Origin of the sequence: Sabulibacter ruber, from assembly GCF_017355955.1 — a bacterium.
GTDB classification, from domain to species: Bacteria; Bacteroidota; Bacteroidia; order Cytophagales; family Hymenobacteraceae; genus Nibribacter; species Nibribacter ruber_A.
Window position 1 is genome coordinate 145510 of record NZ_JAFFID010000007.1, and the last position, 16343, is coordinate 161852.

The following is a 16343-nucleotide window of genomic DNA, read 5'->3' on the forward strand; positions in this document are numbered from 1 at the left end:
ATAGCCCTCTCTACTCTTTGCCAGAGCCAAATCTAAGGCGTAACTTCATTCGGGAGTTTTAACCTTGTTTTCTAGAAATAAGTCTAAAACGCAAGATTTTCCTCTTATTTTCGTTCCAATATTTACCGCATCCTCTGCCAAATGGCAGAAATTTTAGAAGAACACCTATGAGTTTTATTGAAGTTACGGTTACCGCCTCGCCGGAGTATTCAGAAATCCTAATCGCAGAATTGGGGGAACTGGGGTTTGATACCTTTCAGGATACCGAGAACGGTTTTCAGGCCTACATTGAAGAAGAGCGCTTTTCTGAAGAAGACCTGCAGGAAGTGCTGGAGCGGTACCGTTTTGCCGGCGAGTTCCCGTACCAGACGCAAAGTATTGCCAAGCAGAACTGGAACGAGGAATGGGAGAAGAACTTTGAACCGCTGCTGATCGCCGGGAAAGTATCCGTGCGTGCCGATTTTCACCCTAAGCCCGAGGGCGTGGACTATGACATTGTGATCACGCCTAAAATGTCGTTCGGTACGGGGCACCACGAGACCACCACCCTCATGATCGAAAACCAATTGACCCTGGATCACGTTGGTAAGCGCGTTTTGGACATGGGCTGCGGCACCGGCATCCTAGCTATTATGGCCGAGCAGCTGGACGCAACTCAGGTACTGGGCGTAGACATTGAAGACTGGACCGTAGAAAACGCCCGCGAGAACGCTGAACGTAACAATTGCAAAACGCTAGAGGTGCGCCTGGGCGATGCCTCTGTCCTGAACGGCGAAGCTCCTTTTGACCTGATACTGGCCAACATTAACCGCAACGTATTGCTGGAAGACATGCCGGTTTACGTGCAGTTGCTGGTGCCGGGCGGTCCATTGGTGTTGAGCGGTTTCTATACCGAAGACCTTCCCATTCTGCAGGAGCGTGCGCAGGAACTGGGCCTCACGTTTGAATCCTCCAGAACCAAGAACAACTGGGTTTCGGCTATTTTCCGGAAAAACGGCTAATAAACAGGCAGTATACCTTCTTTTTATGAAGCACTTTTATCTTTTCCTGATTCTTTTTCTGACCGGTCTGGCTGGCTACGGACAGACCTATAAGCTTTCTGCCGATGATCCGCAACAGTTTCTTGCGGATGTGAAGGCCATGATGGCCGGCACCAAGAACGAAGCGGCCATTCAGGTGGCTACCGGCATAGAAACTGCCTGGAACAGCGGCAAGGTGAGCCCCAAGCAGCAAGCCAAAGTCATGGACCTGGCCCAGCAGATGCTGAAGAAGAAGTTCAAATCAAGGCCGCACTTTGAGAATTTCCTGGGTTCTGTGGCTACCAGTGTGAACGCCCACCAGTACACCGGCGCCAACCTGGACCAGTTCCTGAACGTGGTAGACCAGACGCTACAGAAGCAGGATGTAAAGGTTTTTGAGAAGTTCCTGGCCAACACGCACCAGTTCCTTTCCACCAAGGCGCTGTACAAAGGCCCTACCAACCGCTTGCAGGCCATCAACGGTGTGTTCGCGTTTGAGTACCGCGAGGGCACCCCGGCACCCGCTGTAGATTCGGGCTGGGATAACGAGCCTGCTCCGGCCGCCCCGGCCCCGGCTGCTAAAGCTACTGCACCGGCCGCGGCACCAAAGAAACCCGCTCCTGCTCCCAAAAAAGAAGTGAAGCAGGTAGAGGAAGACCCTTGGGCTGCCTGGGAAACCCCTAAGAAAGTAACCAAGCCTAAAGCAACGGCTGCCAAGTCTAAAACTTCTACGGGCAAAAAGACCAGTACTGCAACCAAAAAAGAGACTCCGGCTCCGGTAAAAGAAGAACCTGCGGCGCCTTTGCAGCCAGAATACGTGGCAAGCCCGTTGCCTGTGCTGGCTGGCCCGGTGGTAGTGCTGCAGAAAACAGATCTGCTTTTCTCCTCCGCGTATGACTCCGTCACCATCAAAGAAGCCAACGGTGCCATCTCCTTAGCCAACGGCCTGTATGTAGGTCAGGGCGGAAAGCTGGTCTGGAACCGCTTGGGCAGTGACGCTACCGCTGAGTTCAAAGGTCTTTCTTTTGAAGTAGCTAAGCCTACGTTCAAGGCCGAGGACGTGACGCTTACGTATCCGGCGGTGTTGGAGAACAGCATCCGTGGTAACCTGGAGTACAAACTCACCAAACCTAAGGCCAATGGAGACAACGGGTTCCCTAAGTTTATCTCTCATACCAACAATGCCAAGATCAAACGCTTCGGGGCCGATATCCAATACCTGGGAGGTCTTTCCCTGGCGGGTGGTACGCTTATGAGTGCGGCCCTGGATGGCAGTCCTTCCACTATCTGGGTTTCTGATAACGGAGAACGTAAATTCAGAGCCACTTCCCGCAACTACACCATCGGTGACAGTTTGTTGACTGCCCCAGAAGCCGGCATCGCTATCTTCCAGGGTCAGGACTCGGTAACGCACCCTGGAGTGAAGTTCAAGTATAACAGAGAGCAGAAGCGGTTGGTGCTTATCAACCCAGATGGCCTTTACAAACAAACGCCTTACTACCATTCTTACAACCAGGTAGAATTAACCACTGATATGGCGGTGTGGGATTTGAAAAACCCAGCAATAGATTTCGCCATTCTTACGGCTAAAAATGAGGTTCCGGTAGAGGTAAGCTCCAAGGAATACTTTACCCAAACGCGTTTTCAGCAGATCAAGACCATCTCTAATTTCCACCCACTGTACACCGTGGTGGGCTACAGCCAGAAGAGAGGCACCCATTCTTTCTACCTGAACGAGATGGTGGAAGACACCAAGATCAAAAAGGAGATGCTGCATCCGGCCCTTACCACACTGGCCCAAAACAGCTTCCTGGATTATGACCCTAAGACTGGGTACGTGCGCCTGCGGGAAAAAGCATTCCACTACGCCGCGGCATCCCGAGACAAGAAAGACTATGACTACATTCACCTGAACTCCTTGTCTCCGGCGGGGCGCAACGCTACCTTAAACCTTGCTTCTGGGGAGTTGGTGCTGCGGGGAGTGGAGAAATTTGCGTTCCACTCAGACTCCTCGGTGATTGCAGAGCCAGACAGCCAGATTGTGCGCATTCAGAAGAACCGGAACATCTTGTTCAACGGAAAAGTGAAGTCTTCCAATTTCACGTTCAAGGGTAAGGAATTCCTGTTTGACTACGATGGCTTCTTTATTGACCTGGCCAAGATTGACTCCACCGTTCTGACCACCAAAACCAAAGGGAAAGATGGCAAGGAGAAAGAAACGCCCTTTACCCTGGTAAACCGCGGAGGCAAGGGCCAAGCCAAACTGTATCTTAACCGCCCAGACAATAAATCGGGCCGCAAGAAATACCCGGGCTATCCTTCTCTGGATGCGGTTTCCGGGGCTACGGTGTATTTCAATAAGCCCGAGATTTTGGGCGGAGTGTATGACACCAGCGTGTACTTCTTCATCCCGCCGTTCAAGGTAGACAGCATGGCCAGTTCTAAGGGGAACGTGATCGGGTTTAAGGGAACGTTCAACTCGGGGGGCATCTTCCCACCGTTTGAAACCAAACTGGCCATTCAGCCCGATGGGGCGCTTGGGTTCAAGTACCCGGTACCAAAAGGCGGCTTTAGTGTGTACGGCGGCAAAGGGAAGTTCACCGATACCCTCACTATGGACACCAAAGGACTTAGAGGGAAAGGGGTGTTGAGCTACCAGACTGCCACCATGCACTCGCCTGGCTTCGTGTTCTTCCTGGATTCTGCTATTACCAACGCCGGGGTGAAAGGAAACTTCAGAGAGGGAACCGTGGCCCAGGGATCTTACCCCAGCGGAACGTTCAAATCCTTTAAAATGAACTGGAAGCCGTACAAAGACACCCTGCAGATCCACACGGTAAACAGAGAGCTGATGAGCATGTTCAATGACCGGTTTACCTACAAGGGAATGTTAGGCTTTACTCCGTCTTCACTCTTCGGTAGCGGGGTAGCAGAGAACCCTGAGGTAGCCATCAGGTCTCCTTTGTTTGTATTCAAGAAAGGCCTTATCCACGGGAACAATGCCTCAATGGAAGTAGCCTCGGCAGACAAGAAGAAACCAGCCCTTTCCACGCATGACGTTTTCCTGGACTTCCACATGGATGAAGGATATGCCGTGTACAATGCAGAACGGAAAGGAAATGCCACTACGGTGTTCCCGTTTGCGCAGTACAAATCTTCTCTGGGCGCGGGTAAATGGGATTTCAAAGCCAAGAAACTGACGCTTACCACCGGCAACGACGGCGAGGACCACGCTTACTTCTACTCCATGAAGTCTGGCGATGATTCTCTGAGCTTCAGAGCCAAAAGTGCTACGTATGACTTCAGCAACTACTCGTTGGTGGCTTCAGGGGTGCCGTACATTCCAATCGGGGATAGCTACATCATCCCGGACAGTAACCGGGTGCAGCTCCTGAAAGATGCCGAACTGAGAACCCTGCGCAGAGCTAGCCTGGCAATGGACTCTGTGCAGAAGTTCCACCAGATGTCCAGAGGTGAGGTGCACATAGACAACCGCTTCGGGATTACGGGTAATGCGGTCTATGCTTTCAAGAACTCCAGCGGTGATTCTTACAACATCAAGTTTGACAAATTTGCGTGGCAGAGACCTGAGTCAGACAAGAAGGAGGAGAAGCCTGCCGTGCCGTTCTTCCTGGCAGAGGGTACGGTAAAGGAGAAAGACACGCTCTTTATCATTCCTAAAGTGCGCTACCACGGTAATGTAGCCCTGGCCTCTAACAAAAAGACCTTCAACTTTGACGGCCACGCCAAGCTGCTCTTCAGCGGAAGTGAGAGCGCCGACTGGTTCCCGTATGTCCGGAACGATGTGGACCCCGAGAATGTGCGCCTGGAAATCAATAAACCAACACTGCCAGACGGTACACCGCTGAAAACGGGTATTCACGTGAACACCAGCTCGGGCAAGCTTTACAACACGTTTGTGTCTAAAAAGCAGTTTGACGATGATCTGGATGTGTTTGAGGTAGAAGGTCTGCTGTCTTTTGACAAGGAAACCAAGCAGTACAAGATAGGCAGTGAAGGTCGTGCTTACGGCAACTCTTACACCGGCAATGTGCTGCAGTACAATGATGCCACCAAACAAGCCACCTATGAAGGAGAGTTCAAGCTGATCAAGCCTATCAAGGAGTTCAGGCTACAGACTGTAGGAAGTGGTACCGGCCGTACAGACAGCAGCTTGTATGAACTGGATACCTTCATGGCTTTTGATTTTGACGTTCCTGAAAAGGCCATTGAGAGCATGGGGCTGAAAGTAGCCAAAGATGTGGCAGGCCTGCCCGAAGGAGTGAACCTCAGCAGCCCGCACCTGCCGTACCAACTGGCAGCCTTCATTGGCGACAAAGGCGTGGCAGATTTCACCGCCATGACCGCCAAAGGCTACGTGCCGTTCTCCAAGATCTCGCCTAAATTGATTCACAGCCTGGTGCTGAGCCAGGTGCAACTGAAGTGGTCGCCTAAGCAGAATGCCTGGTACAGCGTTGGCCCTATCGGGTTGGCTGGTATTGGCAAAACCGATGTGAACGCCAAAATCAACGGGCACATGGAGATTAAGCAAGGTGCCGCCGGCGATGTGGTTTCTATGTACTTGGAGGTGAACCCGTATGTATGGTACTACTTCAACTTCTACGAGGGAGCTTTAGGGGTAACTTCATCAGATCCTAACTTCAATGCCGCGGTGGCTTCCAAGTCCAGAGGAAAAGGGATTGCCGGCGAGTACTCGTTCTATCCTATCGAGGACATTGATAAGATGGAGTTCGTGAATTACTTCCGGAAAACGTACCTGGGCAAAGAGCCGCTGAAAGCAGCGCCGCAACCCGTATACAACACCTTTGACACTGCCCCGGAAGACGCCGAGTCTGATAAAAAAGGCAAAAAGAAGAAAAAGTCTGAGACGGTGACCGATGCGGTGCCTGCCGGGTTTGATGTGCCGGTTTACGGCGAAGAAGAACTGGGAGACAAAAACGACAAAAAGAAAAAGGACAAGAAAAAGGCCGAGGTGACAGACGCGGTTCCTTCTGGTTTTGAAACCCCGGTAACTGAGGAGCCAACCGATAAAAAGAAAAAAGACAAGAAAAAGAAAAGCGGTGAAGCCCCGCCAGACATTGATCCGGTAGGCAACTAATTCTCCATTTGTCTAAACTCTAACCCTTGGGGGTAACATCCCGTTTTCAGGCTAAAACTCAGGAATTAGCTTGGAAACGGGATGTTGCTTTTCTGGCAGACACACACGCTGGTTCTTGGGTGATGGGTTTTTCCTATATTTGACCAAATATATCTATAGAAGGGCAGGGTGTTCTCGCAGCACAAAAGAGAGCATCCTCTACATAACAAGGCACGCGCATGGAGGTAGTCATTATTGGCGGAATTATTCTGTTGGCTTATTTGATTGGAGCCATTCCCACCGCGGTATGGGTGGGTAAACGGTTTTATGGCATAGACGTGCGGCAGCATGGCAGCGGTAATGCGGGGGCCACCAATACCTTCAGGGTACTAGGCAAGAAACCGGGCTCCATTGTCATGGCGGTAGATATTTTCAAAGGCTGGGCCGCTACCTCGCTGGCCAATCTGCTGGTGCTGTGGGGGGCCATAGACGAAGACCAGCTGATTATGTTCAAACTGATTCTGGGCGTGGTGGCCGTAATTGGGCATATTTTTCCGGTGTACGTAGGCTTTAAAGGAGGCAAAGGGGTGGCTACGCTCATGGGCATGGTGCTGGCCGTTCATTTACCCGTGGCGTTGTTGTGTCTGGGCGTGTTCATTACCGTGCTCATGTTCACCAGTTACGTTTCTTTAAGTTCAATGCTGGCCGCTATTGCGTTTCCGCTGTTTTTGCTGTTGCCTATGTTCAAAACAGATGATACGCTTTTGCTCATCTTTGGCGTGTTCATTGCGGTCATGGTGGTGCTCACCCATAAAAAGAACATCAACCGATTGCTGCAAGGCGTGGAGAGCAAAGCCAACATCGGGTTCTTCCGGCGCCGGTAACCTGCTTATAAGCGACAGACACTGAAATCTGTTTCCAGTCTGATTTCAGGAAAACAGGTGAAAAACTCAGAGAAGTAACCTGAAAAAGGCTTAACCGAAGTAGCAAACCATTCCTTTTGGGAGCGAATTCCTTTGCAAAGCGTCATTCTTCAAGGAGAATGGCGCTTTTTGTTTTAATTTCACCCATCACAAACAATGCTATGAAAACCTATATAGAAGAAAATAAAGATCGGTTCCTGCAGGAGTTGCTGGAGTTGCTGCGGATTCCGTCTGTGAGTGCAGATCCTTCTTTCAAAGGAGACGTGGAGCGCGCCGCCGAATACCTGCGCGAAAGATTGGCCGAAGCCGGAGCAGAGAACGCCCAGTTGTTTCAGACGGCGGGCAACCCCATTGTGTACGCCGAGAAGATTGTAGATCCGGCTTTGCCTACGGTGCTGGTGTACGGCCACTATGATGTGCAGCCCGCTGATCCGTATGAACTTTGGAATTCCCCTCCGTTTGAGCCCGTGATCAAAGACGAGAAAATCTACGCCCGTGGCGCCTGCGATGACAAAGGCCAGACCTACATGCACGTGAAGGCGTTTGAGATCATGATGCAGCAGCAGGCCTTGCCCTGCAACGTGAAATTCATGATTGAGGGCGAAGAAGAAGTAGGCTCTGTGAACCTGGCAACCTTTGTGAAGGAAAACAAGGAGCGCCTGAAAGCCGATATCATTGTGATCTCTGATACCGGCATGCTGGCCAACGATGTACCATCGGTGACGACCGGCTTGCGCGGGCTCAGCTACCACGAGGTAGAAGTAACCGGACCTAACCGCGATCTGCACTCCGGGTTGTACGGTGGTGCGGTGGCTAACCCTATCAACATCCTGTGTAAGATGATCGCTTCTTTGCACGATGAGAACAACCACATCACCATTCCCGGGTTCTATGATAAGGTAGAGGAACTGAGCCAGGAAGAACGTGCCGAGATGGCCCGCGCTCCCTTCAGCCTGGATGCCTATAAGCAAGCCCTGGACTTATCTGACGTGCACGGCGAGGCGGGTTACAGCACCATGGAACGCAACTCCATCAGACCTACCCTGGATGTAAACGGCATTTGGGGCGGCTATACCGGCGAGGGAGCCAAGACGGTGATTCCGTCCAAGGCCTTCGCGAAGATCTCTATGCGTTTGGTGCCGCACCAAAGCTCAGAAGAAATCAGTGAGTTGTTCCAGAAACACTTTGAGTCTATTGCGCCGCCCAGCGTGAAAGTGGTGGTGAAACCGCACCACGGCGGCGAACCAGTGGTAATGCCCACTACCTCGGCGGGGTACCAGGCGGCCGCCAAAGCCATGGAAGATACCTTTGGCAAGAAGCCGGTGCCGGTGCGCAGCGGAGGAAGCATTCCTATTGTGGCCATGTTCAAATCTGAGTTGGGTATTGACACCGTGCTCATGGGCCTCGGGCTGGACTCAGATGCCATCCACTCGCCTAATGAGCATTTTGGCGTGTTCAACTTCCTGAAAGGCATTGAAACCATTCCGTTGTTTTACAAGCATTTTGCTGCCTTGCATCAGCAACAAGCTTAGTTATTTCAGGGCTACTTTTTAGAAAAGAGCTTAAAAACAGAAAGCCCCGCCATAATAGCGGGGCTTTCTGTTTTACTTGGTTACGGGTTCCGCCGCGTGTCAGCTTATCTGCTCAGCGGGAAGCCCAGTTGCAACTGAAACAGGGAGTGACGGGCATCTTTGAAATCGCCACGGGCTGGGGTGTCATCGGTTAGGTCAGTGAAGGCACCGTTGTAACGAAGCCCTAAGCTAAAGCCGTTGGCGGTGGCAAAACCAAGACCGGCAGCGTAGCCAACTTCAAAGTCTGAGTAACCAGATTTACTTTTCTCGCTTACGTTGCGGTCTACTTCTTCGCCGTTGCGGAAGGTTTTGGTTTTGTCATTCACGCTTAACAGATAAGATACCTGCGGACCGGCCTCAAAGAACAATCCTCCGGCTTTTATGCGGGCCAGCACCGGCACATCAATGTAGTTGAAGTTAGCTGAACCTTCATAACGATATTCTTCGCCCAGTAAAGTGGTTTCTACTTTGTCATCAAACTTGTACCCTTTGTTTGAGTACAGCACTTCTGGCTGTATGGAGAAGAAATCACCAATAACAGGAGCATTGAAGTAAACCCCGGCGTTAAAGCCAACTTTGTTGTTGAAGCGTTCTTCGTCTTTTAAGTCTCCGGAAAGGTTTGAGTAGTTTAAACCACCTTTAATCCCGAAAGTTGATTGTGCTTGAGCTGCATATGAAGCGATCACTGCAAAGGCCAAAATGAAAAGTTTTTTCATGATCTTGAATTTTTAGGTTAGTTCTGTTGTTTGTAGGTGATTTTGCAAACACTGTGCCTAAATTTTGCTTTTGGCCCTCAACTGGTCTTTAGAAAGAAGCGTTTTACGGGTAAATAGTTGAAAATGAAGGATAAAAAAAGAGGAGCCGACAAAGCGCCAACTCCTCTTTTAAGTGAATTTACTTTAAAGCTTGCTTTCTTATCTGCCGCCAAACAAGTAGCCCACTGTTAATTGGAAGGCAGAGTGACGGGCATTTGTCAGCTCATCATTGTCTTCTTTTGCGAGCGCGTTAATGCTGCCGTTGTACCGCAGGTTAAGGCTAATGCCATTCTGTGCCTGGTAGCCTACCCCAGCTACATAGCCTATTTCCAGTTCAGAGAGATCGTCTTTTTCTATTGTTCTGGACGTGGTGGTGCGGTCATCTCCCAGAAACGTTTCGCTCTTGTCTTTGATGCCTAACAGGTAAGATGCCTGAGGACCGCCTTCAACTACAAAACCTCCTGCATTGATTCTTAGCAGCACGGGTAAGTCAAGGTAATTGAAATTCACATTTCCTTCGCTTCTGAACGTTTCATTGCCTACTCTATATTCGTCATCGCGGTACTGATAGCCCCGTTGAGAGTAAAGAAGTTCTGGTTGTAAAGAAAGGAAGCCATCGCCGGTCAGGTCAAAGTTAGAGGTAATACCACCCACAAAGCCGAACTTGTTCTGGTAGATGTCCTCGTTGTCCAAGTCTCCGGAAATGTTGGAGTAAACTGCACCGGCTCTGATACCAATTCTAGGACCATTTTGTGCCTGTGCAAAACTGAATGAAAGCACTGCTGCTACAAATAATACAATCTTTTTCATAGTTGTAAATAAGTGAGGGTAATAAATTATTTTAAGACCACTTCGTCTAAAACCCTCCTGTATACGCGTATGAAAGAAAATGTTGGGTGTTTTTCTACTGTATCTTAAGTTTAAACCCGTAGTGGTAAAATGAATGAAATAAAAAAAATTAAATTTTAGATGGTTTGCGTTTGGCTTTCAAATAATTAGGCTTTGTCAGAAAACAACCTTCATGGTCAAGGTTGCCAGAACAAAAAAGCATGCTAAGCATCTTATTTCAAGCTTTTAAGTGACCAAGGCTTCACTTGTAAGCATAAAAAAGGGCTCCTTTGGGAGCCCTTTTCAGAATGAGTGTATTGGTAGATTATCTTCCGCCAAAAGTATAGCTTAGAGAAAGCTGGAAAACAGAGTTTCTGATCGTGCCCATCTCTACATCTTCAGAATCGTCCTTGTAAATTTTGCTTATACCTCCATTGTATCTCAAGCCTAATCCTAACGCTTCAGTTAATTGGTAGCCTAGCCCAGCTGCATAGCCGAAATCAACTTTATTAGTATAATCCTTGATATCTACAGAAATGCCTTCTGATTCTACTTCAGATTTAACCAAAAACGAAACGGTAGGTCCAAATTCAAAGAATAACTTGTCTGCATTGATGCGGGCTAAAACCGGAACATCAATATAGCCAAGGTTTAACTGGCCTTCCATACCGTCTTCTTCGGCTTTTGCTCCTTTAGTAGAAAATAAAACTTCAGGTCGAATGGAAACCATTTCGGAAATACCAAAGTCGGCAAAGGCTCCTACATGGAAACCGAATTTATTCTTTGAGCCATCAGCATCTTCTCCAGAGACATTGCTCAGGTTAGCACCAGCTTTGAGACCCAGTTTAATGCCATCTTGCGCTTGGGCAGCGTAGGTAGTAAATAAAACTGCTACAAATAGTAATATTCTTTTCATAAGAATTGATAAGGGGTTGTAAATAAGTATAAAAGTGCTGCTAGTTAATGAATTTTTTTTAATTTCCCTTTATCTCTAATGTGGGTTGATATAGCTGGAGCAGAGCTTGGTAATGTAAATTGCTGGTACTTAGTTATAAGAAGATTAACTAACGTAGTTAATTATTAAGGAGCTGGCTAGCCAACCGTTACATCTGTAATGTAATAGTCTGAAAAGCCCCAGATAAAAACAGAAATTTGAACCCGGATCTTTACCTAAGATGATGTCATCTACGTCATCGCCTGTTCAGAAACTAAAAAGGGCTCCCATAGGAGCCCTTTTCATAATGAATGTGAATGTGTTGGTGTGGATTATCTTCCACCAAAAGTGTAGCTTAGAGAAAGCTGGAAAACTGAATTGTTGACCTTAGGACTTTCTTCGTCATCATCTGGTTCAGCAATTTTACTTAATCCACCTACATACCGTAAGCCTAATCCTAAACCATTACCTAATTGGTAACCCAGGCCAGCTGCATAGCCAATATCTAGTTTCTTAAATGCATCAGTTACCGTTGTGCTCTCATCGACATCTTCTCCATCAATTTCTCCTTCAACATTGTCCTTTGCTGTTAACAAATAAGATACCGTTGGGCCAGCTTCAAAGAACAATCCGCTTGCACCTGTGTTGATTCTAACCAATAAAGGAAGCTCAAGATAATGCAGTCTTATTTTCTCTGTGTAGTTTAAGTCATCTTCATCTATTTCTCCTTTAGCTCCTTTCAAGGTGTACAGAAGCTCGGGTCTGATTGAAACCATATCCGAAATTCCATAGTCCACAAAGGCACCAGCATGGAATCCGAAAACGTATTCAGATTCATCACCTACGTCTTTGCCCGAAAAGTTAGAGAAGTTACCTCCAGCCTTTATACCTAATTTGATGCCTTCCTGAGCTTGGGCAAAATAGGTGACGAATAGTGCGGCAAAAAGAAAAACTAGTTTTTTCATGAAGTTGGATTTTTTGGGTTGAATTGTTTTTAAATTATTGATTTGCATTGGTGCTAGTTAGTAAGAATATAGGTGCCGGTCTATACCAAAAAGTGAGTAGAAGACCCTTGATCTGATTAGATAAAATTGATTTGACTTTAGTGAACATAGCGGTAAAGAGTATAGTTGATAATCATTTCCTTTCCTGCTTTCAGCCCAGCCAACCATTCTATAGAGCTATGATCAGGAACCTTGAAGTGCCGGTTTTACCAACCTTCATGTACTAGACAGGGGTATATTAAGGAACCCCTATCCTTAAAGTTGAAAAAGTTAAAAAAACCTCCCCCTAAGCTCGGCTCTATGGGTAAGAAGCTGCTTAGGAGGAGGTTACAGAAATGAAAATCCTTGATGTCTGGAGTGGCTAGCCTGCCCAGCCTTCGCGGTCCAGGCTGCGGTACTGGATGGCTTCGGCCAAGTGCTCTATTTTGATGTCTTCTGAGCCGGCCAGATCGGCAATGGTACGGCTTACCTTTAAGATGCGGTCATACGCCCGGGCAGAGAGGCCTAAGCGCTCCATGGCGGCTTTTAGGAGTAATCTGCCCGCCTCGTTGATGCGGCAGATATCTTTCACCATCTGGGAGGGCATCATGGCGTTGGAATGGATCTCGGGGAAGTCTTTGAAACGGTCGGCTTGCCATTGGCGCGCGCGCTCCACCCGATCACGGATATCGCCGCTGGTCTCGCTTTTACGGATTTCGGTCATCTGGTCAAAGGAAACCGGCGTTACTTCCACGTGCAGGTCAATACGGTCCAGGAGCGGACCGCTTACTTTGTTCAGATAACGCTGCACCACGCCGGGGCCGCACACGCAGTCTTTGTTGGGATCATTGTAGAATCCGCAAGGGCACGGGTTCATGCTGGCCACCAGCATAAAGTTGGCCGGGAAATCTATGGTGAGCCTTGCGCGGGAAATAGTGACTCTGCGCTCCTCCAGGGGCTGCCGCATTACCTCCAGCACCGTGCGTTTGAACTCAGGTAATTCATCCAGGAACAGGACACCGTTGTGAGCCAGGGAGATCTCGCCGGGCTGCGGATTTCCGCCACCGCCCACCAGAGCCACGTCTGAAATGGTATGGTGCGGAGCCCTGAAAGGCCGCTGCGCCAGCAAAGAACTCTGAACGCCTAGTTTTCCCGCTACAGAATGGATTTTGGTGGTCTCCAGCGCTTCATGCAGGGTGAGCGGCGGCAGAATGGAAGGCAAGCGTTTGGCCAGCATGGTCTTACCGGCACCGGGCGGACCAATCATTATCACGTTATGGCCACCGGCAGCAGCTATTTCCAGCGCTCTTTTGATGTTCTCCTGGCCTTGCACATCGGCAAAATCGGCGGAGTATTGGTGCACCGATGCCTGGAACACATCGCGGGTATCTATTTCCAGAGGATCAACGTGAATATCGCCGCTCAGGAAATCAATGGCTTCTTTCAGGTTAGAGACGCCAATCACATCCAGCTTGTTTACAATGGCGGCTTCCTGGGCGTTCTGTTTGGGGAGGATAAAGCCTTTGTAGCCTTCCTTGCGGGCCTGAATAGCAATGGGCAGCACGCCTTTGATGGGCCTCAGTTCCCCGTCCAGCGCCAGCTCACCCATGATCAGGTAGCGGTCCAGTTGATCAGTGACCAGTTGGTCAGAGGCGGCCAGGATCCCGATGGCGATAGGCAAATCGTAGGCCGAACCTTCTTTGCGGACATCGGCGGGAGCCATGTTGATAACTACTTTCTGCCGCGGCATGCGGTAACCGTGGTGTTTCAACGCAGATTCAATCCGTTGCTCACTTTCTTTGATGGCATTGTCTGGCAGACCTACCAGATAATACTTGGTGCCCGGCGACACATTTACTTCAATGGTGATGGTAAAGGCGTTTACTCCCTGTACCGCGCTCCCATAGGTTTTTACAAGCATAGATGATTCTAATACAATATTATATTTTCTTGAGGAGGCTAACAGAAATCAGGCGAAATAAATTCCTTGGCTTCAGGTCTCGTTTCTGAGCTCTTTCTGTGAAAACAGCGCAAAAGTAGCAGAACGCTTGCTCCAATGGGTAGTAACATCTTTTTTCAAACCCTTAATTTTTGTTGCAGAGGATCTGTTTTAAAGGAATCAGGGCCGATGTTGGGCTACATGCAGAATCCTCTGCCACATCTGTTTTGATAATGCAGGTACTGAGGGCTTCATCAGCCTGCCGCAGATAAAAACCTCCGGTTACCTGAAAGGCTCTTGCTTACAGGCAAATAGCGGAAGGTGCGTCTAATCTGTTTTAGCTTCTGTTTTAGCTTCTGTTTTAGGGCTGTTTTCTCGTAAACAGGCGCCAAGCAAATCGGCTGTAAACTTTTGCTATTGCTTTAAGTACTCCAGGTTTTGATGGACTGGCAAATACCTGGCGGCAAGGGGGCTGTGTTTAGGGTGAATGGCAATTCCTACGCAAGTACTGTCCTGCCCCCTGATCTCAAAAGCAATGCCTTGCTCCACGGCATCATAGAGAAAGACATTGTGCCCATTAGCCCGATAATGCGCGATATACGTGAGCCCATAAAATTGCTTTCTGATTTGTGAGAGCGAACTGCCGCAGGAAAGTTGGCTGCCCGTTACCGTGAACCTAGGCGATGTGACACGTATTTGCTGCACTCCCACAGTCTCGGTTGGCAGGCCGGTGTTCTCCCGCACGGTGTACACGTTCACTTCATGCCGCTCAGGATGGGTTGCTTTACTGTACCACGTGGCCAGCGCTTTGCCCATAGCGGCATCTCCGGCGTCGGGTGCGCCTAGTATTGCCTGCACTTTTTTCGGAGCGTCTCCCAGGCTGATCTGCCCAATCCGTTGGCCGGGAATGATTTGGTACGCAGCGTTTGCAACAGTATCCAAGGAGTCAGAATTAGTGGTGGAGGTTTTCGGGGCCGCAGTTGGGAGCTCTTTGGAGTCGGGGGAAGATGCTGGTTTCTGCCCTGGATTTTCGCAGGCGAAGCAAAAGCAGATAAGCAGGAAGGGAAGCAAAAAGGGCCGCATGGAGATTCTGTTTCTGGTTGTGTACTTCTCCGGCGGCCCTTGAGTTCTGAAAGAGATTGATTTACGCCATGTGCTTCTCCAGGAGCAGAATAAGGATGTGGATGACTTTGATGTGGATTTCCTGAATACGATCGGCGTAGCCGAAGTGCGGAACCCTGATTTCCACATCGCTCAGGGGAGCCAGTTTGCCGCCGTCTTTGCCGGTGAGCGTGACTACCAGACCGCCGTTGGCTTTGGTGGCTTCGGCGGCTTTGAGCACGTTGGCCGAGTTCCCGCTGGTGCTGATGCCCAACAACACATCGCCGGGCCGTACCAGGGCCTGCACGTAGCGGGAGAACACGTGGTCATAGCCGTAATCATTGGAGACGCAGCTCATGTGGCTGGCGTCTGCAATGGCAATGGCGGCCATGGGCGCACGGTCATCGCGGTAGCGGCCGGTGAGTTCCTCGGCAAAGTGCATGGCGTCACACATGGAACCTCCGTTGCCGCAGGAAAGAATCTTGCCGCCGTTTTTCAGGCTGTTGGCCATCAGCTGCGCTGCTTCTTCAATAGAGGCAATGGTGGCAGGCTGGGCCAGAAAATCAGAAAGGACTTGTTGGGCTTGTTGCAGTTCCTGCAGAATAAGGGCAGCGGGTGAGGTGTTCATGTTCTCATAAAGGCCGGTGGTCTGCCGGCGGTAAATTGGGGTTTTCGTTTGGGTCCAAGGTGGGCGGAATAGGAGCGGGCACAATAATAGGGGCCTGGTCCTGGCGGTCACTTGAACCTGAACGAGGATTGGTCTGCGAGATTGTAGGCGAAGCCGGGTCAGACGTTGGGATGAGCGGGGAACCAGAGGCTTTTATCTGCTGGTCATAATGCCGCGCTTTCCACTCGGTGTGTTTCGCTTTCAGATCGGTGTGTTGCCGGCGCTCGCGGTCCAGATCTCGTTTCAGGAGGGCAATATACGCGTTTTCTACCAAGAGTTCTGCCAGCAGCAAAACGGCCCCGGCCCAAAGCAACCGGTTGTAGAAGTCGGCGTGGGTGGCTAAGTCAAAGAGCATTACAAACTTAGAGACGCTCAGGATGCGCAGCAGAAACAGAAAGGTGATGAGCAGGTACACCATCACCAGGATATTGACAGCTTTTTTCAAAGTCTCCATAGCGGTACAGGTTCAGAAACATTAAGAATGCCTAATATTCTTCTGTACGCAAATGAGTGGAAATAGCTGTG

General features: G+C 49.6%; 12 protein-coding genes. 4 read left to right on the forward strand and 8 right to left on the reverse strand.

Features of this window, described 5'->3' with window-relative positions:
- Nucleotides 1-167: 167 nt before the first annotated feature.
- From prmA to JT719_RS23780, 4 genes are all read left to right on the forward strand, one after another.
- A complete protein-coding gene (gene prmA / locus JT719_RS23765) occupies nucleotides 168-1001 on the forward strand; it encodes a 50S ribosomal protein L11 methyltransferase (RefSeq protein WP_207436263.1) in 834 nt (277 codons plus the stop codon).
- 25 nt (nucleotides 1002-1026) lie between these two features.
- Entirely contained in the window at nucleotides 1027-6138 is a 5112-nt protein-coding gene (locus JT719_RS23770; RefSeq protein WP_207436264.1) for a hypothetical protein, read from the forward strand.
- Nucleotides 6139-6356: 218 nt separating this feature from the next.
- Nucleotides 6357-7001, forward strand: coding sequence for a glycerol-3-phosphate 1-O-acyltransferase PlsY (plsY, locus tag JT719_RS23775; protein ID WP_207436265.1), 645 nt, complete (start codon nucleotides 6357-6359; stop codon nucleotides 6999-7001).
- 200 nt (nucleotides 7002-7201) lie between these two features.
- On the forward strand, nucleotides 7202-8572 hold the full coding sequence (locus tag JT719_RS23780) for a dipeptidase (RefSeq protein WP_207436266.1): 1371 nt from the start codon (nucleotides 7202-7204) through the stop codon (nucleotides 8570-8572).
- Between the two features lie 104 nt (nucleotides 8573-8676).
- Here the strand turns inward: JT719_RS23780 and JT719_RS23785 are convergent, their stop codons facing one another.
- The 8 genes from JT719_RS23785 to JT719_RS23820 all read right to left on the reverse strand — a co-directional run bounded on the left by JT719_RS23785 (nucleotide 8677) and on the right by JT719_RS23820 (nucleotide 16272).
- Complete coding sequence (locus JT719_RS23785) at nucleotides 8677-9327, reverse strand: porin family protein (protein WP_242693446.1); 651 nt, start codon at nucleotides 9325-9327, stop codon at nucleotides 8677-8679.
- Nucleotides 9328-9525: 198 nt separating this feature from the next.
- Complete coding sequence (locus tag JT719_RS23790; RefSeq protein WP_207436267.1) at nucleotides 9526-10176, reverse strand: porin family protein; 651 nt, start codon at nucleotides 10174-10176, stop codon at nucleotides 9526-9528.
- A 343-nt stretch (nucleotides 10177-10519) separates the two neighbouring features.
- Nucleotides 10520-11110, reverse strand: a complete 591-nt coding sequence (locus JT719_RS23795) for a porin family protein (protein WP_207436268.1) — start codon at nucleotides 11108-11110, stop codon at nucleotides 10520-10522.
- 350 nt (nucleotides 11111-11460) lie between these two features.
- Nucleotides 11461-12093 (reverse strand): porin family protein, encoded by a 633-nt coding sequence (locus JT719_RS23800; protein WP_207436269.1) that lies wholly within the window; start codon nucleotides 12091-12093, stop codon nucleotides 11461-11463.
- Nucleotides 12094-12493: 400 nt separating this feature from the next.
- Nucleotides 12494-14032, reverse strand: coding sequence for a YifB family Mg chelatase-like AAA ATPase (locus JT719_RS23805; protein WP_207436270.1), 1539 nt, complete (start codon nucleotides 14030-14032; stop codon nucleotides 12494-12496).
- Between the two features lie 432 nt (nucleotides 14033-14464).
- Nucleotides 14465-15133 carry a hypothetical protein gene (locus JT719_RS23810; protein ID WP_207436271.1) on the reverse strand — a complete coding sequence of 223 codons (669 nt, stop codon included), beginning with the start codon at nucleotides 15131-15133 and terminating at the stop codon, nucleotides 14465-14467.
- Nucleotides 15134-15194: 61 nt separating this feature from the next.
- Nucleotides 15195-15779 (reverse strand): D-sedoheptulose 7-phosphate isomerase, encoded by a 585-nt coding sequence (gene lpcA / locus JT719_RS23815; protein WP_207436272.1) that lies wholly within the window; start codon nucleotides 15777-15779, stop codon nucleotides 15195-15197.
- 4 nt (nucleotides 15780-15783) lie between these two features.
- Nucleotides 15784-16272, reverse strand: coding sequence for a hypothetical protein (locus JT719_RS23820; RefSeq protein ID WP_207436273.1), 489 nt, complete (start codon nucleotides 16270-16272; stop codon nucleotides 15784-15786).
- Between the last annotated feature and the right edge of the window lie 71 nt (nucleotides 16273-16343).

Coding starts and splice junctions, on each gene's coding strand:
- prmA (WP_207436263.1), top strand. CDS start 168: ATGAGTTTTATTGAAGTTACGGTTACCGCCTCGCCGGAGTATTCAGAA.
- JT719_RS23770 (WP_207436264.1), top strand. CDS start 1,027: ATGAAGCACTTTTATCTTTTCCTGATTCTTTTTCTGACCGGTCTGGCT.
- plsY (WP_207436265.1), top strand. CDS start 6,357: ATGGAGGTAGTCATTATTGGCGGAATTATTCTGTTGGCTTATTTGATT.
- JT719_RS23780 (WP_207436266.1), top strand. CDS start 7,202: ATGAAAACCTATATAGAAGAAAATAAAGATCGGTTCCTGCAGGAGTTG.
- JT719_RS23785 (WP_242693446.1), bottom strand. CDS start 9,327: ATGAAAAAACTTTTCATTTTGGCCTTTGCAGTGATCGCTTCATATGCA.
- JT719_RS23790 (WP_207436267.1), bottom strand. CDS start 10,176: ATGAAAAAGATTGTATTATTTGTAGCAGCAGTGCTTTCATTCAGTTTT.
- JT719_RS23795 (WP_207436268.1), bottom strand. CDS start 11,110: ATGAAAAGAATATTACTATTTGTAGCAGTTTTATTTACTACCTACGCT.
- JT719_RS23800 (WP_207436269.1), bottom strand. CDS start 12,093: ATGAAAAAACTAGTTTTTCTTTTTGCCGCACTATTCGTCACCTATTTT.
- JT719_RS23805 (WP_207436270.1), bottom strand. CDS start 14,032: ATGCTTGTAAAAACCTATGGGAGCGCGGTACAGGGAGTAAACGCCTTT.
- JT719_RS23810 (WP_207436271.1), bottom strand. CDS start 15,133: ATGCGGCCCTTTTTGCTTCCCTTCCTGCTTATCTGCTTTTGCTTCGCC.
- lpcA (WP_207436272.1), bottom strand. CDS start 15,779: ATGAACACCTCACCCGCTGCCCTTATTCTGCAGGAACTGCAACAAGCC.
- JT719_RS23820 (WP_207436273.1), bottom strand. CDS start 16,272: ATGGAGACTTTGAAAAAAGCTGTCAATATCCTGGTGATGGTGTACCTG.